The following is an 18632-nucleotide window of genomic DNA, read 5'->3' as shown; positions in this document are numbered from 1 at the left end:
GTGGATCTGGTCTCTCTTTCCGCCTGGGGGCGTTGGGATTGTCTGTTACCGAGACGTTGGTGGTCTTCGTCGGCATCCCGGCGGCGGCGACGCTGGTGATCGCCGGGTTGGCCCTCGCCGGTGGTGGTCGTGGCGGCCGTGGTGGTGCCAAGCGCTACCGGCCGGGCCGGCCCTTCGATTTCACGCCGGTCTGGTTCCTCGCCCGGCCGGAGCAGCTGGCCGACTCGGCCGGCACGGCGCTGGCCGCGGGCGCGCAGGCCCCGGCGTTGAGCAGCCGTAAGCAGGAGCAGGCCGGCATCGAGGCGCCGGCCGGGGCAACCGGAGGCGCAAGTGACCGTTGGTGAGAAGCAGATCGAGGCGGGCACCCCGCCCGAGGTGCTGGACGGCCCCTTCACCACCCGGCAGCTGCTCCGCATCGACGAGGCGCTGCGCCTGGCCGACCAGGGCACCGGGCTGGTCTTCTCGGTCTTCGTCGGCGGTCTCGACGAGCCGGCCCGCGAGCACGCCGAGCGGCTGCACCGGCAGCTCGCCGAGCCGGACCGCTCGGTCCTGATCGCCGTGTCGCCCAACCAGCGCCGGCTGGAGATCGTCACCGGCAAGCAGGCCCGCAAGCGCATCCCGGACACGTACGCCAAGCTCGCCGCGCTCTCCATGGTCGCGGCCTTCGGCGGCGGTGACCTGGCCGGCGGGATCATCAACGGTCTCGACCAGCTCGCCACCCACGCCGGCAAGGGCTGACCCACCCCGGTACGACGACACCCGGCCCGCCGCTCGGCGGACCGGGTGTCGGTGTCTGCGGGGCCCGGTGGCTCAGCGGGGCCAGGCGGCCGGGGTGAGGGTCCGCCGGTAACCGTAACGGGCCGGAGCGGGCGCGGGGGTGACCCGCGCCCGCCCCGGTTCGGTCGGTGCCGGTCAGGCGCTCCGGGCATCCCTCGCACGGGCCTTCAGAGCCCGGACCACGCCGTCGCGCCCCTCGGCCACCAGGCGGCGCAGCGGCGCCGGGTGACCCTCGCCGGCCAGCCAGGCGTCGGTCGCGGCCACCGTGTCCTCCGAGACCAGGTACGCCGGGTACGCCAGCTGGGTGAACTCCTGTGCCGGCTCGCTGTCCCGGTTGGCCCAGACCTGCGCCACGGTGGCGAAGTACCGCTCCCGGTAGACCTCGGTCAGCTCCACCTGGGCCGGGTGCGCGAAGCCCTGCAACAGCGCCCGGTTGCGCCAGTTCGGCAGTGCCTCCGTGCCGGTGAGCTGGGCCCAGACCGCGGCCTTGTTCTCCGGCGTCGGCACCAGCGCGTGCGCGTACGCCGCCTCGCGCTCGCCGCTGGCGGTCTTGTCGCGCTCCAGTTCGGCCTCGATCTCGGCGGCCCCGGCGCGGTCGTTGGCGACCAGCGCCTGGAGCAGCGTCCAGCGCAGCTCGGTGTCGATGGTGAGCCCGGTCGGCACGTTCGACCCGTCCAGCCAGCCGCGCAGGGTGGCCAGGTCCTCGGCGGAACGGGCCGCCGAGGCGTACGACCGCGCCCAGGCGAGCTGGAAGCCGCTGCCCGGCGCGGCGGCCTGCATCGCCGCCTTCGCGGTACGCGCCAGCTCGGCCCAGCCGGTGGGGGCCCAGGCCGGGTCGGCGTAGAAGATCAGCGTGCTGACCGCCTGGCGCAGCGTCGCGGTGACCAGGGTGATGTCCGCCTCGGCGGGCAGCCCGGCGAGCACCAGTGCCACGTAGTCGCGGGCGGCGAGTTCCGCGTCCCGGACCATGTCCCAGGCGGCGGTCCAGCACAGGGCCCGGGCCAGCGACGACTCGAATCCGGCGATGTGCTGTACCACGGTGGACATGGACCGCTCGTCGAGGCGCAGCTTGGTGTAGCTGAGGTCGTCGTCGTTGAGCAGCAGCACGTCGGCGGCGGGCTTGCCGTGCAACGCGGTCAGCTCGGTGCGCTCGCCGGTCACGTCGACCTCGATCCGCTCCCGGCGCACCAGCCGGCCGTCGGTCAGGTCGTAGAGGCCCACCCCGATCCGGTGCGTACGCAGCGTCGGGTGCTCGGCCGGGGCGTCCTGGCGCACCACCACCCGCTCGTAGGTGCCGGCGGCGTCGATGCCCACCTCGGGGCGGAGCGTGTTGACCTGGGCGGTCTCCAGCCACTGCGCGGCGAACTTGCGCAGTTCGCGCCCGGAGGCCGCCTCCAGCTCGGAGAGCAGGTCGTCGAAGGTGGCGTTGCCCCAGGCGTGCTTGCCGAAGTAGCTGCGCAGGCCGGCCAGGAACGGCTCCATCCCGACGTACGCGACGAGCTGCTTGAGCACGCTGGCGCCCTTGGCGTACGTGATGCCGTCGAAGTTGACCTCGACCGCCTCCAGGTCCGGCATCTCGCAGTAGACCGGGTGGGTGGAGGAGAGCTGGTCCTGCCGGTAGCCCCAGTTCTTGCGGACGGAGAGGAAGGTCGTCCAGGCGTCGGTGAACCGGGTGGCGTGGGTGTTGCACCAGTGGCTGGCCCACTCGGCGAACGACTCGTTCAGCCACAGGTCGTTCCACCAGCGCATGGTGACCAGGTCACCGAACCACATGTGCGCCATCTCGTGCAGGATCGTGTTGGCGCGCTGCTCGTACTCGAAGTCGGTGACCTGGGACCGGAAGATGTAGTGCGACTCGGCGTGCGTGACGCAGCCGAAGTTCTCCATCGCCCCGGCGTTGAAGTCGGGCACCCAGAGCTGGTCGTACTTCGGCAGCGGGTATCGCACGCCGAACTGCTCGTGGAAGAAGTCGAAGCCCTGCTTGGTGATCAGGAACAGGTCGTCGGAGTCGAGGTACCGGGCCATCGACGCCCGGACGAAGAGGCCCAGGTCGATGCCGTCGTGGCTGTCCCGCACCTCGTGGTAGGGGCCGGCGCAGAGCGCGGTGATGTAGGTGCTCATCCGCGCCGACTCGACGAAGTGGACGGTCTTGCACCCCTCGGCGGCCGGCTCGTCCCGCTCGACCGGCATGTTGGACACCACCCGCCAGTGCTCCGGGACGGTGGCGTGCCAGGTGTAGACGCTCTTCAGGTCGGGCTGGTCGAAGCAGGCGAAGACACGCTGCGCGTCGGCCGTCTCGAACTGGCTGTAGAGGTACGTCTCACCGTCCACCGGGTCGACCGTGCGGTGCAGGCCCTGCCCGCTCGTCGAGTACGCGAAGTCGGCGTCGACCACGAGGGTGTTCTCGGCGGCCAGGCCCGGCAGCACCAGCCCCTTCTCCGCCGACCAGTCGCCGGTGTCCAGCGGCGTGCCGTTGAGCGTCGCCGACCGCACCGACTCGGCCGCCACCTCGATGAAGGTGCTCGCACCCGGCTCGCTGCACCGGAAGCGGACCTCGGTCACCGAGTTGAACGTGTGGCCGTCGGCCGGCTGGACCGCCGACGACAGGTCCAGCCTGATGTCGTACCCGGTCACGTCGAGCAGGCGGGCCCGTTCGGTCGCCTCCACCTGCGTCAGGTTGCGCACTCCCGGCACTGTTTGTCTCCATCCCACGGTCAACGGCGTCCCTGCCAGCTTGCCGGCCCGGTGGCCGGACCGACAGCGGATTCGAGTCTTCCATGCAGGCGCCCTGACCGGCGTGCGAGGTTGTCGCGGGCGGTGGCCGAGGTCACCGTGGAATGCGCTGCCGGGCGACGGCGCGGAGGACGAAGATCGAGGAAGGTGCCGCGCCGCCGGCGCGGCCGGCTTCGTGAAGGGAATCACCGTGGCCGAACGCGTCACCGTCGACATGTGGTTCGACCCGACCTGTCCGTGGGCGTGGATCACCTCCCGCTGGCTGCTGGAGGTCGAGCAGGTCCGTCCGCTGGACGTCCGCTTCCACGTGATGAGCCTGTCGGTCCTCAACGAGGGGCGGGAGCTGCCCGAGCGGTACCAGGAGCTGATGCGGGCCGCCTGGGGCCCGGTCCGGGTCTGCATCGCCGCCGAACAGCGGTACGGCACGGAGGTGCTCCGGAAGCTCTACACCGCACTGGGCACCCGGATCCACCTCGGTGGGGAGCGCAGCCCGGACACCATCGCCGCGGCGCTGGCCGACGCGGGGCTGGACCCGGCGCTGGCGGCGGCGGCCACCAGCACCGACTACGACGACGCGTTGCGGGCCAGCCACCACGCCGGCATGGACCCGGTCGGCCAGGACGTCGGCACCCCGGTGATCCACGCTCCCGGCCCGGACGGCCGGCAGGTCGCCTTCTTCGGCCCGGTGATCACCCCCGCGCCGAAGGGTGAGGCGGCCGGACGGCTCTGGGACGGTGTCCTCCTGGTCGCCGGTACTCCCGGCTTCTTCGAGCTGAAGCGCTCCCGGGACGTCGAGCCCAGCTTCGAGTGATCGGCCGTCGGGCCGGTGGGAGCGCGGGTGACCGGGCCGTCGTCCGTCACCGGGCGGTGCCGGGGTCGTTGCATCCGGTGTCGCTCCCGCCGGCCCGCACCGGGCCGCGTCCGCCCCGGAGGCATCCCGATGGCGAACCACCGCCGCGCGTCCACCCGTCACGCCGCTCGCCGGCCGGTCGCCGCGCCGCCCGGCGAGTCGTACTGGTCGGTGGACGCCGGCGCCTGGTCGTCCTGGCGGCCGGGGCTGCCCGCGCACCTGGGGGACCTGCTGGCCCCGCCGATCGTGGTGGGTGTCGCGCGGGCGGCCGACCGTCCGGCGGGGGGTGGCGGCGGGGGAGCACCCCGTCCCGGGCAGCGGTGACAGGGGGCCCTCCTTTCACCTGGTGGACCCGGTAGCGTCAACGCACATGACGGTCGTGCATCCGATCGCCCGGGCCTGGATCACCACTGGCGGCACCGGCGCGCAGAACTACGACGAGTTCGCCGACGACGCGGAGATCACCGCGATCATCGAGGCGAATCCGCACAGTGCCCTGGGCATCGAGATGCCCCACCGGGCGCCGGAGAGCCTGGGCAGGTCGTTCCTCGACGCCCTCCCCGACGCGGTGGCGCGGCTCGCCGAGGCCAAGGCCGACGGCAGTTACACCCCCGCCGAGCAGGTGGTCGTCCTCTACCGGATCAGCGCGGCGGGGGAGGAACCCGCGTACGGGATCTTCGCGATGGTCGACACCGACCAGATCTCCACGAGCCGCGACGAGCCGGGTCTGGTGATCCGGAACGAGGACGTCTTCATCGCCAAGGTGCGGGAGCGGGTCGCGCTGGCCGAGACGCTCGGGCACCTGCTGTCGCCGGTGCTGCTGCTCCAGACCGGCACGGGCGAGGAACTGCACGCCCGGCTCGCCGCCGCCACCGAGGCGGCCGGCCCGCCCGCCGCCACCGACACCGACCAGGCCGGGCGCACCCACGCGATCTGGCTGGTCGGGCCGGGCCCGGAGCAGGACGAGCTGACCGCGCTGGCCGGCGGCGGTGAACTCGTCGTCGCGGACGGCAACCACCGCAGCCTGGCCGCCCAGACCGGTGGCCTGCCGCGTTTCCTGGCCGTGGTCACCACGCCCCGGTCGGTGGCGATCCAGCCCTACAACCGGCTGGTCAGCGAGCTGACCAGCAGCCCGGAGGAGCTGCTCGACCGGCTCCGTGCGGCCGGCGCGGAGATCCGCCCGATCGACGGCCCGGTGGAGGTCCCGGCGGCCGGCGGCACCGTGCACCTCCGCCTCGCCGGCCGGGGGTACGCGGTCACCCTGCCCCACGACGAGCCGGCCGGACAGTTGGAGAACCTGGACCACGCGCTGGTCGAGCGGCTGTTGCTACGGGACGCCCTCGGGCTCGACCCGGGCGACAAGCGGATCACCTACGTCGGCGGCGACTACCCGGCGAGCTGGCTGACCGGCGAGGTGGACGCGGGCCGCGCCGAACTGGCCGTCCTGATCGCGCCGGTGACCGTGGACGACTTCGTGGCGGTCAACCTGGCCCGGGAGAAGATGCCCCGCAAGAGCACCTGGTTCACCCCGAAGGCGCGGGGCGGCCTGGTGGTGGCGGAGCTGTCCCGCTGACCCGCGACGAGCCCCCCGGGGTGTGACGAACCGGATCCGCGGTGCCGCCCTCGGCGACACCGCGGAGACCGGCCTGACAGACTGCGCGGTATGCGCGTCTACCTGGGATCCGACCACGCCGGTTTCGAGCTGAAGGTGCACCTGGCCAGTCACCTGGCCACGCAGGGGTACGAGCTGGTCGACGTCGGCCCGCACGCCTTCGACCCCGACGACGACTACCCCGCGTTCTGCCTGCACACCGGTGACCGGGTGGTGCGGGACCCGGGCAGCCTCGGAGTGGTCATCGGCGGCTCGGGCAACGGCGAGCAGATCGCCGCCAACAAGATCCCCGGGGTACGGGCGGCGCTCGCCTGGAACACCGACACCGCGCAACTGGCGCGGCAGCACAACGACGCCAACGTGGTGGCCGTCGGCGCCCGGCAGCACACCCTGGACGAGGCCACGGCGATCGTCGAGGCGTTCCTCGGCACGCCCTTCTCCGGCAACGAGCGGCACGCCCGCCGGATCGCCCAGGTCTCCGCGTACGAGACCTCCGGAAAGCTGCCCGACCTGCCCTGAGGCGTGCGGTCCGGGTCGGCAGGGGTGGTCAGCGACCGGGGCGGGGCAGCTCGTCGCGCGGCACCCAGTTGCGGCGGACCAGCACCAGTCCGGCCTCGGCGTCGGCCACGTCCTGCTCGGTGGGTCGGCTGGCGTCCCGCGCCCGCAGCGCCGCCGTGACGCCGACCTGCGAGGTGCCCGAGCCGACCAGGCCACGCAGGCCCCGGTCGCCGTCGCGCTCCTCCGGGCCTCCACGACGGCCCGGGGCGTGCGTCCCGTCGTGCGTCCCGGCGGTCGTCGCCGCACTGCCCGTCTGCTCCCGGTCGTGTCCCGCCGGGTGCCGCTGGCGCCGTCGCCGTCGCTCGGTGTCCGCCATCCGCCGACGGTACCGCACCGGGGGATGCGCCCGCGTCGCCTGCGGTGCGCGCTGGCTACCCTCGGAAGGGACAGACCGATCCGCAGGGCCGGCGTCAGGGAGGAAATTGAGATGTCAGACCAGACACAGCCGTGGGCGGAGCGGACCGTGGAGGTGCCGAAGGACTCCGGCCCGGTGATTCCTTCCCAACGGGACGGCTTCCAACGGGGGGTGGCGTCGGTCGGTCGACCGAGGGCTCCGCGCACCGAGGCCTTCCCCGCGGTCGAGCCGGAGGAGCCGACGGGCTGGTTCTCCCCGGGGCCGTCCCGCCCGCTGAGCTGGTACCTCGCCCAGTGGCGCAACGGGGCCGAGTGGACCGCCGCCGGGGGACTCTTCGCCTTCGTCTGCTGGGGCATCTGGGCGATCTCGTCGCGGGGTGACCTGACCTCCCCGGTGGTGACCTTCCTGCTGACCCTGCTGGTCGCCGCCGGTCTCTTCGCACTCGCCCGGCTGCTCGGCCGGCTGGTCTGGGAGCGTCAGCTCGGCCGGGTGCGGCGCAGCGCGCGGGGGGCGCACGCGGTCACCGCGGTCTTCCTGGCGGGCGTCGGTATCGCCTACCTCCAGCAGACCGGGTGGGTGGTCTCCGCCTGGAACTGGGTCACCGGCGGCTGAGGCGTACGCGTGACGCCCGGGTGGGTCGGCATCGTGCCGCCCGCCCGGGCGTCGTCGTCGCGGGCCCACCGCGACAGCGGTCCTCCTCCACCAGGTCGACCGGGGTTACCCGGCCGGCCGCGGTTCATCCCCACCGGGCCCTGCCGTGCCGCCGCCGGCCCGGGGCGAGGCGACCCTACCCGGTGGGCGCCGTGCAGGGGGCTCCCGCGCAGGTGTCCACCAGCGTTCCGGAGTCGAGGAAGTGCGCGATCATCGCCCGGATCTGCGGTGAGTTGGCGGGGTGTCCGTGCGGGTCGAGGCCCTCGCGGGGCGGGGTGTTCCCGGCCGGGGGCGCCGGCGAGCCGCTGTCGACCATGACGAGGGCGCTGCCGGCGTAGGGCATCGCCGGGACCGCCGGGATGCCCCAGAACGGTACGACGTCACGGCTGCGACCGGCCGCCAGCGCCGGGGTCCGCAGGTGTGCCCCGATGGTGCGGGCCTGCACCTCGGTGGCGACGTTCGCCACCTGGTGGTCGCCGAACGCCTCGACCATGATCACCTGCTTGGCCGGGGTGCCGGGCAGCGGGTCGCGGGTCAGGTGGTGCAGGTACCCGTTCGCCTCTCCGCGGTCCCAGAGCATCTGGGCCAGGGCCAGGCAGAGCTGTTGGTCGACCGGGTCGGGGTACGCGTTGTGGAAGACCGGGTGGAACTGGTCGAAGTCGACACTGCGGTCCAGCAGGGTGGAGTAGTTCGCCGCCGGTACGCCGAGCGAGCAGCGGGTGAAGTCGGTGGCGACGGCGCAGAGCGCCCCGCCCAGGATCCCGCCCTGGCTGTTGCCGAGGTAGACGAGCTGGCCGCTCCCCGAGCGGGTGAGCGGCCCGGCGGCGTCCCGGAATGCGTCCTTCGCGGTGACGCCCCGGGCGTGGATCAGGGCCCGGCCGAGGAAGAGGAAGTTCAGGAAGCCCTGCTGGGTCCGGTCCGGGATCGAGCCGAACTGGGAGAAGTCGCCGAGGGAGTAGACGACGTTCGGGATGTCCGCGGTCGCCATGCCGATCCACGGGGTGGCGCAGAGCATCGAGTTGGACTCCCGGGCGTACTGCTTGAGCTTGCGGGAGTCGATCTCGGTGGGGGAGCCGAGCAGGCCGTGGCCGTACAGGGCCGGGCGGGCCGGGGTGGCGGCGCTCGCCGAGCGGGGGATGTTGCAGTAGAACTTCGCCGCGAGGGTCAGGTCGCGTCGTTCGGGCAGCCCGTCCGGGCCGTAGTCGAGCCGGGAGCCGGGGAGGCCGAGTGCGGTGTCGAGGTAGCTGGGTACCCGTACGGTCCCCTCGACCTGCCGGCGGACGTCCGGGTCCTGCTCGGCGGTGTAGTCGGTGACCCGGTCGACGGTCACCGTCGGGGCGAGCGTGCCGAGCTGGCCGAACGCGTCGTCGCGCATGTGCCGGACGCGTTCGGTCAGGTTGCGCCCGCTGGCCACCGTGAAGTCCCACGCGAGATGCAGGCTGGCCGGGTCGACGCCGGCGGCGTCCAGCGCGCCGATGGCCCGCTGCGCGTACTCCCAGCGCCGGTGCAGCGCCGGGTCGGCCGGTGCGGTGGGCGTCCGCAGCGTGGTGAACAGCTCCGACGCCGGGATCGTCGCGCCGGCGGAGTCGCGGAGGTTCCGCAGGCCCACCGCGTACCGGGTGTTCTCGTCGAGGTTGCGCGCCGGCCGGATGATCAGCACCTGGCGGTCCGGGGCGTCGGCCGCGTTGGCGTCGAGTTCGGCCCAGTACGGGTGCCGTTCCCCGGTCCGGGTGTTGACCAGCACGATCGGGGCGTCCGGCGCGAGGGACCGGCCGATGTCGGTGGAGGGGGCGATCCCGGAGGCCACCGGGTCGAGCCCCGGTATCCGGGTGAGCAGCATCGAGCCGGGGGAGAACCCGTCGTTGCGGTTCCAGTCCGTCGGGTCGATGTTGGCGCCGAAGATGTTCTCCGGCATCGCGGAGCGTTGCAGGTCGACCCGGATCCCGGTGTCGGTGGCCGGGTCGGCGACGGTGTACAGGTCGCTGGGGAACGGCAGCAGGCAGGCGGCCGGGTCGACCGGGTCGCAGCCGTCGGCCAGGCTCGCGGTGCCCCCGTCCCGGGCGGATGCCGACGGGGGTGCGGCGGACGCCGGTACGGCGGCGGCGGGGACGGCGAGCAGCAGCGCCAGGACGGCGGAGCGGAGTACGTGCGTGCTTCGAGGACGCATGGGCCCCTCCGGGAGCGGGTGGCCGGCAGGTTACGCCCATCACACCCCGTATAAAGATCGACGTCAATACGTAACGTCGGGTCGATCATTGTGCACTCTGGGCGGTCGGGCGCGCGGGCGGTGGTATGACGAATGCGGAATAGTCGTCATGCATTGCCAATCATCGATGGAAAAACGTAGGCTTCGGCCATCGTGATCTCGGCACGCCGCGGCGTGCCACCCCCAGGTTCGGGAGGCTCCAATGGCACGTTGGCGCAGACTGCTCCACCGCACGGCCGTCGCGTTGGCGGCGGTGACCGTGGGCTCGTTCGTCGTGGCGGCACCGGCCGCCGCCCAGCCCGATGCCGACGTGACCCCGTACGTCGTCGGCGGCACCCCGGCCGCCCAGGGCGAGTTCCCGTGGATGGTCCGGCTCTCGATGGGCTGCGGCGGCTCGCTCTACAGCCGGAACCTGGTGCTGACCGCGGCGCACTGCGTGGGCCGCACCGGCGCGAACACCACCATCACCGCCACCCTCGGGGTGGTCGACCTCCAGTCGTCCAGCCGGATCACGGTCCGTTCGAACTACGTCTACCGGGCGCCGGGCTACAACGGGTCCGGCGACGACTGGGCCCTGATCCGGCTCGCCACCCCGGTCACCACGCTGCCGACCCTGAAGATCGCGAACACCACCGCGTACGACAACGGAATGTTCACCGTGGCGGGCTGGGGCGCCGCCCGTGAGGGCGGGGCGCAGCAGCGCTACCTGCTCAAGGCGAACGTGCCCTTCGTCGACGACGCCACCTGCCAGGCCAACTACGGCGGCGACATCATCCCGGCCGAGGAGATCTGCGCGGGCTACGCCAGCGGTGGGGTCGACACCTGCCAGGGCGACTCCGGTGGCCCGATGTTCCGCCGCGACGCCAACAACGCCTGGATCCAGGTCGGCGTCGTGAGCTGGGGCAACGGCTGCGCCCGCGCGGGCTACCCCGGTGTCTACACCCAGGTGAGCTACTTCGCCTCGGCGATCGCCTCGGCGGCGGCCAGCCTCGGTGGCTGACCGGCGGTGACCCGCGCCACCGACCGGTCGTGACGGAGCCGACCCTCCGCGACGGGGTCGACCCTCCACGACGACCGGAGCGGGTGCGATCCCGTGGTGGCTCGGGAGGCTTCCCTCCACGGTGACCCGGCCGACGGAACATTCGTCGGCCGGGTCACCGGCGTGTGCCCACGGGCCCCGAGTAGGAACACCGATCCACCGGGAATCCCATCACCGAAAGTTACATATTCCCATTCATCGATGACTGCTCTAATGTCCCTGCCCAGCGACGAGTGACACCGATCACCCGTGGCCGGCGTCGGTGACGCGCCGGCCCGGCCCGGACGTTGGGGGGCGGCATGAGATCCGGTGACACCGGCTCCGCGGTACCGGTCGACGCCGCCGACGGCCTCACCTACCGGTACGTCGTGGCCCGACCGGCGGTCCGCGCCGCCGAGGACCCGACCGCCACCGCGCTGCTGGCCGCCGTCGAACTGGCCGACCGGCTCGGCCGGGAGCTACCCGTCCGGGTGCGGACCGGTACGGAGACCCTGCACCTGCCGGCGTGGCCGGCGAACCTGCACCAGCTTCCGGGCGGACCGGCCCGGACCGCCGTCCGGTCGCTGGCCACCGCCGAACCACTCGCCGACGACGACGCCGGGCCCCTGGCCGTGCTCCTCGACGGCGACCCGGGAGCCGACCTGGCCACCGTGCCGGTGCTGCTCAGCGCCGGGCTCTCCGCCGACGGGGTCACCGTCGTGGTCCGCTGCGCCCCCGCCGACCCGTGGTCGGTGAGCGTACCGGCGGTTGCCGAGATCTTCGCCGAGGTGTTCGCCGCGCTGCTGGCGGACCCGCACCTGCCGTCCGGCCGGGCCCCGGCGGTCGGCCCGGCCACACGGGCGCTGGTGTTCGGCCGCCTGGCCGGGCGGCCGGTGGACGACACACCCTTCCGGGCGATCCCCGCCATGATCGAGGAGCGGGTCGACCGGCACCCGGACCGGCCCGCCGTCTCCTTCCGGGGACGCCGGCTCAGCTACCGGCAGCTCGACGAGCTGGCCAACGGCTTCGCCGCCGCGCTGGCCACCCGGGGCGTGACCCGTGGTGACGTGGTGCCCGTACTCCTCGCCGACGGGCTGGAACTGCCGGTCGCGTACCTGGCGCTGATGAAGCTCGGGGCGGCGTTCGTCCCCTTCGACCCGGGGTGGCCCGCCGACCGGCTGCACGCCGCCCTGGCGGTGGTCCGCCCCCGGCTGGTGGTCACCGGTCCCGCCCCGGCCCGTGCCGCCTCCGGCCCGGACGCGGTGCCGGGGGTGCCGGTACGGCTCCACACGATCACCCCCACCGCCACCCGACCGGGCGTCCCGATCGGACCCGACGACCTGATCTACGGGATCTTCACCTCCGGCACCACCGGCACCCCGAGGTGCGCCATGAACCGGCACGACGGGCTGGCCAACCGGTTCCGCTTCATGACCCGCTGGTTCCGGGCCACCGGCGACGAGGTGGTGCTCCAGAACAGCCGGCACACCTTCGACTCCTCGGTGTGGCAGCTGTTCTGGCCGCTGACCACCGGCGGCCGGGTCGTCGTGCCGGTGCAGGGCGGCTTCCTCGACGTCGAGGCCACCGTCCGCACCATCGCCGACGAGCGGGTCACCATGACCGACTTCGTCCCGAGCATCCTCGGTCTCCTGGTGGCCATGGTGGACCGGGACCCGGACGCCCGCCGGGCGGGCGGCACCCTGCGTCACCTGATCGTGGGCGGCGAGGAGATCGACCCGGCGGCCGTACACCGACTCGGCGAGCTGGTTCCGGCCATCGCGGTCACCAACGGGTACGGCCCGACCGAGGCCTCCATCGGGATGATCTTCCACCTGGTGACCCCCGCCGACGGCGACACCGTCCCCATCGGCCGGCCCATCGACAACTGCTACGCGGCGGTGGTCGACACCCAACTGCGTCCCCTGCCGCCCGGCGCGGTCGGCGAGATCGTCATCGGCGGTGTCTGTCTCGGCGCGGGCTACCTCGGGGCGCCCGCGCGCACCGCCGAGGTGTTCGTGCCCAACCCACTGCCGGAGATACCCGGTCACCGGCTGTACCGCACCGGGGACCTGGGCCGCCTCGACGCCGACGGGCGGCTGCACTTCGTCGGTCGCCGGGACTTCCAGCTCAAGGTCAACGGCGTCCGGATCGAGGCCGGCGAGATCGAGACCGCGGCGACCCGGTTCCCCGGGATCCTCCAGGCCAAGGTCGTCGTGGCCCGGGACGGCGGTACGAAGTCCCTGGCCCTCTTCGTCGCCGCCGACCGCGAGGTGACCGAACCACGGCTGCGGGAACACCTGCGCCGGCTGCTGCCCCGGACCAGCGTGCCACGGCACCTGGTCGTCCTCGACACGCTGCCGCTGACCCGCAACGGCAAGGTGGACCGGCGGGCGTTGCAGGGCCATCTCGACGTCCTGTTCCGGGAGCGGGCCACGCGGCTGGCCGGCGGCACCGGCGACGGCCCACGGCCGGACCCGGTGCTGGCGGTGTTCCGGGCCGTCCTCGGCCGGCCCGACCTCGACGCCGACACCGACTTCCTCGCCGCCGGGGGCGACTCGCTCCAGGCCGTCGCGGTGACCACCGCGCTCACCGGGGAACTCGGCGTCCCGCTCGGCGTCCAGGACCTCTTCGACCATCCCACCCCCGCCAAGCTGGCCGACCTGTTCGCCCGACGCCGGCGCGTCCCGGTCGAGCCCGAGGCGGAGCTCGTCGCACGGGACGCCCGTCCTCCGGTCGACCTGGTGGTCCGGGCCGCCGACCTGCGTCGCGAGATCCGCAGCGTGCTGGTCACCGGCGCGACCGGCTTCGTCGGTAGCCGGCTGGTGCACGAACTGCTCACCACCACCGACGTGCGGGTGCACTGCCTGACCCGGGCCGCGGACGACGCCGAGGCCACCGCCCGGGTGGTCCGGGCCCTGGTCGACCGGGGCCTGTGGGCGCCACACCTCGCCGCCCGGCTCGCCGGCTACGCGGCCGACCTGTCCCGCCCCGCCGTCGGCCTGGACGCACGCACCTGGGACCACCTGGCCCGGGACTGCGACCTGGTACTGCACGTCGGCGCGCTGGTCAACTTCCTCTTCGACTACCGCGCCCACCGCCTGGCCAACGTGCACGGCACCGCCGAACTGCTCCGGCTGGCCCTCCAGGACCGGCCGAAGCCGCTGCACCACGTCTCCACCCTCGGCGTGCTCGACACCGAGGCGGCCCGGCACCGCCTGCCGCTGCCCGAGACCTTCGACCCGGCCGCAGCCGCCCCACCGGCCAGCGGGTACAGCCGGTCCAAGTGGGTGGCCGAGCGGCACCTGACCGCCGCCCGCCGCCGGGGCGCGACGGTCACGCTGCTGCGGCTCGGCGAGGTCATGCCCGCCGCCGACAACGGGACGCCGAACCGCCACGCCCTCACCCACCTGCTCCTCGCCGCCTGCCACCGGCTCGGCCTGCGGCCCGACGCGGCGATCCGCTCCGACTGGACCCCGGTCGACTACGCGGCCCGCCGGATCGTCGCCGCCGTCACCGACCGGAGCACCTGGGGCCGGGCGCTGCACGTGCTGCACCCGCGCAGCGTCGACTTCACCGAACTGCCGGCCGGTGACGGCGTACCCCGGGTCAGCTGTGCCCAGTTCCTCGCCGCGCTGCGCGACGCCGTGGCCGACGGCGACCGGGACGCGGCGGCGTTGCTGGCGCTGTTCCCGACCCGGCTCGGCGCGGACGAGGAGCAGCTCCGCGCGGTGTTCGGCGCGCTGCTCACCGACAATCCCCGGCTCTTCCGCCGGGACGGGTGTGACCGGCTGGAACGCCGGCACGGCTTCACCGACGCGGACCTCGCCCCGTCGGTCGACGCCTACCGGAAGTGGCTGACCGGGCAGGGACGGACCGGCGGGGACCGGACGCCGTTGCCAACAGCGTGACGAAAGGAACATGCGCATGCGGTATCGCAGGTTGGGTCGCCTCGGCTGGGAGATCAGCGAGGTCGGGTACGGGATGTGGGGCATCGGCGGCGGTCCCGGCGGGTTCACCGGCTGGGACTACGACGTCGCCCCGCGCTGCCTGGACGAGGCGGTGGAGCGCGGCTGCAACTTCTTCGACACCGCCTGGGTGTACGGCCGGGGGGTCAGCGAACGCCTCCTCGGCGACCTGGTCCGTCGGCACCCGGACCGACGGCTCTACCTGGCCACCAAGATCCCGCCGAAGAACCGGGAGTGGCCACCCGGCCCGCACGACACCCTCGACGACGTCTTCCCGGCCGACCACATCCGCGAGTACACCCGGTACAGCCTGGAGAACCTGGGCGTGGAACGGATCGACCTGATGCAGTTCCACGTCTGGGAGGACCGCTGGGCCGCCGACGGGCGCTGGCAGGAGACGATCGCCGACCTCAAACGGGAGGGGCTGGTCGACGCGGTCGGCATCAGCGTGAACCGCTGGGAGCCGACCAACTGCCTGGCCGCCCTGGACACCGGGCTGATCGACGTCGTCCAGGTCATCTACAACATCCTCGACCAGGCCCCCGAGGACGAACTGTTCCACCGGGCCCTGGCCGACGACATCGGCATCATCGCCCGTGTCCCGTTCGACGAGGGCACCCTGACCGGCACCCTCACCGCGACGAGCACCTGGCCGCCGGAGGACTGGCGCAGCACCTACTTCGGGCCGGAGAACCTGCTGCCCAGCGTCGCCCGCGCGGAGAAGCTCGCCGCCGACGTGCCGCCCGGCATGACCATGCCGGAACTGGCGCTGCGCTTCATCCTGCACCACCCGGCGGTGAGCACGGTGATCCCCGGCATGCGCCGGCTGGAACACGTGCGCGCCAACCTCGCGGTCAGCGACGGCCAGGCGCTCGACCCGGAGCTGCTGGACCGGCTCCGCGCCCACCGCTGGGACCGCCAGCCGACCTGGTGGTCGCAGTGAACCCGGCGGCACCGTGGCGGGTGGGCGGCTGCGCGCCGCCACCCGGCGTGATCGTCCGGACCGGACCGCGCCGCCCGGCCCCGCCCACGCCCCCCACCCGTCCCGCACGCCGACCGGCCCCGGCGGAGGCGGTGGCGCATCCCGCCCCGGCGCAGGCGGCACGTCGCGGTGCACCGACGGAGACGCCATGGCGCTGATCGCCATGTGGGCGCACCCCCGGGCGATCTCCACCGCCTTCCTGCGGATGATGATCGCCCGGGGCGACGTCACGGTGGTGCACGAACCCCTGGTGACCCTGGTGGACACCGGCCGGGTCGCGTTGCCCGCCGCCGACGGGGGCACGGTGACGGTCACCAGCCCCGCCGAGGTCACCACGCACCTGGTCGAGCTGGGCCGGGACCGTCCGGTCTTCGTCAAGGACACCCTGGAGTACCGCTACGGGCACCTCTTCGAGGCCCCGGAACGGATCGCCGACGTCACGCACACCTTCCTGGTCCGCCACCCGGCCCGCACGATCAGCTCGCACCACGCGATCAAGCCCACCGTGGCCTGCCACGAGATCGGCTACGAGCACCAGTGGGAGCTGTTCAAACTGGTCCGGACCGCCGCGCGTCGGCCCCCGGTGGTGCTCTCCGCCGAGGCGCTGCTGCGCGACCCGACCCGGGTGGTGGCCGCCTGGTGCGCGGCGGTCGGCCTGCCGTACCGGCCGGAGGCGCTGACCTGGGACCCCGGGGACCGGACCGAGTGGGCGCGGACCCGGATCTGGCACCTGGACGTCGAGCGCACCTCCGGCTTCCGGCCGGTGGCGAAGGACTTCGCGGCGACCGTGGAGAACGACGCCACCCTGCGCGCCTACTACGAGCACCACCTGCCCTTCTACCAGCGCCTCATCCAGCACGCCATCCCGGTCGAGGAGCCCTCATGACCAGCGCCAGCGCGCCGCCCGTCACCCGATCCCCCGGCGAGGAGTTCGCCGCCGCGTACGCCGCCGACCCGGCCGGTGCCGAGGTCCGGTTCGACTTCACCATCACCGACGCGTTCCAGCCGACGAAGGAACGGCCCCGGGTCACCGTCCGCAACCTGTTCCGGAAGCGGCCGGTCGGGATGGAACCGGTCCGGTTCTGGTGCGAGGGACGGCCGGACGCCGCCGAGGCGGCGGCGGTACGCGAGTCGGACCTGCGCCGGGAGGCCGCCTTCCGGTTCGGCATGGCCGAGGCCGGGGTGCACCCGATCCGGGCCTGGGTGCAGATCCCCGAGGAGTTGGCGAAGGACCCGGAGGGGCTGGCCGTCTTCGTCGACTACCGGCTGCTGGTCCGGCTCGCCACCGCCGAGAACCAGGCGCTCACCATCGGCGAGCACGGGCTGCTGCGCCACCCGGAGATCGCGAGGCTGCCGTACCGGCACGACTACCTGAGCGGACTGCTGGCCGCCTGCGACGAGATCGAGCAGACCGGGGCCACCCCGCACGCGATGATCGTCAATCCCCGGGACTACTACACCCACCTGTTGGGCCGGGGCGGTCTGCTGGAGGATCTGGCCCGCAACGGCGTGCAGATCTCCCGTACCCGGATGGTGGCCCCGGGGGAGGCGGTGGTGGGCGACTTCGCGATGGCCGCGCGCCTGCTCGACGCCGGACGCTCGGCCATCCGGATCGCCGTACCGCCGCCCGGTACCTTCGCCACGGACGGCCCGGCGGTCTGCGCGGAGATCCACGAAGGACTCGCCATCCACCTGCCGACCCACTTCTTCCACGTCGTCCCCGCCTAGGAGAGACCCGCTGATGACCGCGACCGCGCCCGGCGGCACCCTGACGTTCTACCGTCCGTACCTGCCGCTCTTCGGGGCGATCTTCTGCTGCCTGCTCGGGGTGGGGGCCTCGCTGGCGGTGCTGCCCTTCCTCGTCCTCGACGAGCTGGACGGCAGCCGCGTCGAGGTGGGGGTGGTGATCGCGGCCATCGCGGTCGCCGCGGTCGTCGCCCGGCCGATCGCCGGCCGCCTCGGTGACCGGCACGGCTACCGGACGGTGATGCTCGCCGGAGCGGCCCTCTGCGGCCTGGCCGGCCTCGGCTACCTGCTCGCCGGGAACGTCGCCGTGCTGATCGCGGTCCGGATCGTGCACGGTGTCGGGGAGGGGGCGGTCTACACCGCCGGGGCGGCCTGGCTGGTGGCGCTCGCACCGGCCGAACGACGTGGCCGGATCGTCGGGCTCTACGGCATCCACATGTGGGCCGGGATCACCCTCGGCGCGCTGCTCGGCACGGTCCTGCTGCGCACCGCCGGGGGGTACCCGGCGGTCTGGGTGTTCGCGGCGCTGACGTCGGCGGCCGGGCTGGCGCTGGTCGCCAGCCGGCCCCGGCCGACCCAGGCCCCGGCCGCCGGGAAGGCCGGCTTCCTGCCGCGCAGCGCGGTCGCGCCGGGGGTCGCGCTCTCCCTCGCCGGCCTCGGGTACGCCGGCCTCGCCGCCTTCGCCGCGCTGCACCTGGCCGACCGGGGGGTGGAGAACGGCATCGCCGCGTTCAACGCCTTCGGCGTCACCTACGTCGGGGTACGCCTGTTCGCCGGTGGGCTGCCGGACCGGCTGGGGGCGGGCCGGGTGGCGCTCTGGTCCGCCCTGGTGGAGGCGGTCGGCCTGCTGCTGGTGGCGGTCGCGGCGAACCTGTGGGTGGCGATCCTCGGCGGCCTGGTCATCGGGGCCGGGCTCTCGCTGCTCTTCCCGGCGCTGGCCCTGCTGGTGATCAACCGGACCGACCCGGCGCACCAGGGCGCGGCGTTGGGGGCGTTCACCTCGTTCTGGGACATCGGCCTGGTGGCCGGTGGGCCTCTCGCCGGCCTGGTCGCCAGCGCCGCCGGCTACCCGGCGGTCTTCTGGGCCACCCTGGTGGCCGCTCTGCTCTCCGCCCTGCTCTCCGCCTCCCCCCTCAGCGCGCCCACTCCGAAGGCCACCTGACCCCGGCCGGGGTCCTC

General features: G+C 73.5%; 16 protein-coding genes. 13 read left to right on the top strand and 3 right to left on the bottom strand.

Annotated features, from left to right (window positions below; all coding sequences use genetic code 11):
- Positions 1 to 38: 38 nt before the first annotated feature.
- Together ctaJ and IGA62_RS06090 are read left to right on the top strand one after the other, a co-directional pair.
- Positions 39 to 344 (top strand): aa3-type cytochrome oxidase subunit CtaJ, encoded by a 306-nt coding sequence (ctaJ, locus tag IGA62_RS06095; RefSeq protein ID WP_446685884.1) that lies wholly within the window; start codon positions 39 to 41, stop codon positions 342 to 344.
- Positions 331 to 738, top strand: a complete 408-nt coding sequence (locus tag IGA62_RS06090; RefSeq protein WP_145815875.1) for a DUF5130 family protein — start codon at positions 331 to 333, stop codon at positions 736 to 738. Before ctaJ ends, IGA62_RS06090 begins: the two co-directional genes overlap by 14 nt.
- Positions 739 to 912: 174 nt before the next feature.
- Here the strand turns inward: IGA62_RS06090 and pepN are convergent, their stop codons facing one another.
- Complete coding sequence (gene pepN, locus IGA62_RS06085; protein ID WP_145815876.1) at positions 913 to 3462, bottom strand: aminopeptidase N; 2550 nt, start codon at positions 3460 to 3462, stop codon at positions 913 to 915.
- Positions 3463 to 3700: 238 nt separating this feature from the next.
- Between pepN and IGA62_RS06080 the strand changes: the two genes are divergently transcribed.
- The 4 genes from IGA62_RS06080 (at position 3701) to IGA62_RS06065 (ending at position 6491) form a co-directional block, all read left to right on the top strand.
- Positions 3701 to 4321 (top strand): DsbA family protein, encoded by a 621-nt coding sequence (locus IGA62_RS06080; RefSeq protein WP_145815877.1) that lies wholly within the window; start codon positions 3701 to 3703, stop codon positions 4319 to 4321.
- 129 nt (positions 4322 to 4450) lie between these two features.
- A complete protein-coding gene (locus IGA62_RS06075; protein WP_190289259.1) occupies positions 4451 to 4684 on the top strand; it encodes a hypothetical protein in 234 nt (77 codons plus the stop codon).
- Positions 4685 to 4730: 46 nt separating this feature from the next.
- Positions 4731 to 5933 carry a DUF1015 family protein gene (locus IGA62_RS06070; protein ID WP_145815879.1) on the top strand — a complete coding sequence of 401 codons (1203 nt, stop codon included), beginning with the start codon at positions 4731 to 4733 and terminating at the stop codon, positions 5931 to 5933.
- A gap of 90 nt (positions 5934 to 6023) precedes the next feature.
- Positions 6024 to 6491, top strand: a complete 468-nt coding sequence (locus IGA62_RS06065; RefSeq protein ID WP_091459373.1) for a ribose-5-phosphate isomerase — start codon at positions 6024 to 6026, stop codon at positions 6489 to 6491.
- A 28-nt stretch (positions 6492 to 6519) separates the two neighbouring features.
- Here the strand turns inward: IGA62_RS06065 and IGA62_RS06060 are convergent, their stop codons facing one another.
- Positions 6520 to 6846, bottom strand: a complete 327-nt coding sequence (locus IGA62_RS06060; protein WP_145815880.1) for a hypothetical protein — start codon at positions 6844 to 6846, stop codon at positions 6520 to 6522.
- Positions 6847 to 6957: 111 nt separating this feature from the next.
- Here IGA62_RS06060 and IGA62_RS06055 point away from each other — a divergent pair, with 111 nt between their 5' ends.
- Entirely contained in the window at positions 6958 to 7497 is a 540-nt protein-coding gene (locus IGA62_RS06055; RefSeq protein ID WP_145815881.1) for a hypothetical protein, read from the top strand.
- A gap of 175 nt (positions 7498 to 7672) precedes the next feature.
- Here IGA62_RS06055 and IGA62_RS06050 read toward each other — a convergent pair whose 3' ends face one another.
- On the bottom strand, positions 7673 to 9703 hold the full coding sequence (locus tag IGA62_RS06050; RefSeq protein ID WP_145815882.1) for a hypothetical protein: 2031 nt from the start codon (positions 9701 to 9703) through the stop codon (positions 7673 to 7675).
- A 241-nt stretch (positions 9704 to 9944) separates the two neighbouring features.
- On the opposite strand from IGA62_RS06050, the gene IGA62_RS06045 reads away from it, so the two are divergent.
- The 6 genes from IGA62_RS06045 to IGA62_RS06020 all read left to right on the top strand — a co-directional run bounded on the left by IGA62_RS06045 (position 9945) and on the right by IGA62_RS06020 (position 18615).
- Positions 9945 to 10742: a S1 family peptidase gene (locus IGA62_RS06045; protein WP_145815883.1), complete on the top strand. Its 798-nt coding sequence runs from the start codon at positions 9945 to 9947 to the stop codon at positions 10740 to 10742.
- A gap of 338 nt (positions 10743 to 11080) precedes the next feature.
- Positions 11081 to 14668: a non-ribosomal peptide synthetase gene (locus IGA62_RS06040; RefSeq protein WP_145815884.1), complete on the top strand. Its 3588-nt coding sequence runs from the start codon at positions 11081 to 11083 to the stop codon at positions 14666 to 14668.
- A gap of 16 nt (positions 14669 to 14684) precedes the next feature.
- Positions 14685 to 15668, top strand: a complete 984-nt coding sequence (locus IGA62_RS06035) for an aldo/keto reductase (protein WP_145815885.1) — start codon at positions 14685 to 14687, stop codon at positions 15666 to 15668.
- A 187-nt stretch (positions 15669 to 15855) separates the two neighbouring features.
- The gene (locus tag IGA62_RS06030; protein WP_145815886.1) at positions 15856 to 16593 is read left to right on the top strand and encodes a sulfotransferase-like domain-containing protein; all 738 of its coding nucleotides are present in this window, start codon (positions 15856 to 15858) and stop codon (positions 16591 to 16593) included.
- Positions 16590 to 17435, top strand: a complete 846-nt coding sequence (locus tag IGA62_RS06025) for a family 3 encapsulin nanocompartment shell protein (RefSeq protein ID WP_145815887.1) — start codon at positions 16590 to 16592, stop codon at positions 17433 to 17435. Before IGA62_RS06030 ends, IGA62_RS06025 begins: the two co-directional genes overlap by 4 nt.
- Before the next feature lie 13 nt (positions 17436 to 17448).
- Positions 17449 to 18615 (top strand): MFS transporter, encoded by a 1167-nt coding sequence (locus tag IGA62_RS06020; protein WP_145815888.1) that lies wholly within the window; start codon positions 17449 to 17451, stop codon positions 18613 to 18615.
- Positions 18616 to 18632 lie beyond the last annotated feature (17 nt).

This window comes from Micromonospora sagamiensis (assembly GCF_014680085.1).
In the GTDB taxonomy this organism is placed as follows: domain Bacteria; phylum Actinomycetota; class Actinomycetes; order Mycobacteriales; family Micromonosporaceae; genus Micromonospora; species Micromonospora inyonensis.
Note: the sequence above shows the minus strand (reverse complement) of the source record. Positions and strands in the feature narration are given on the sequence as shown.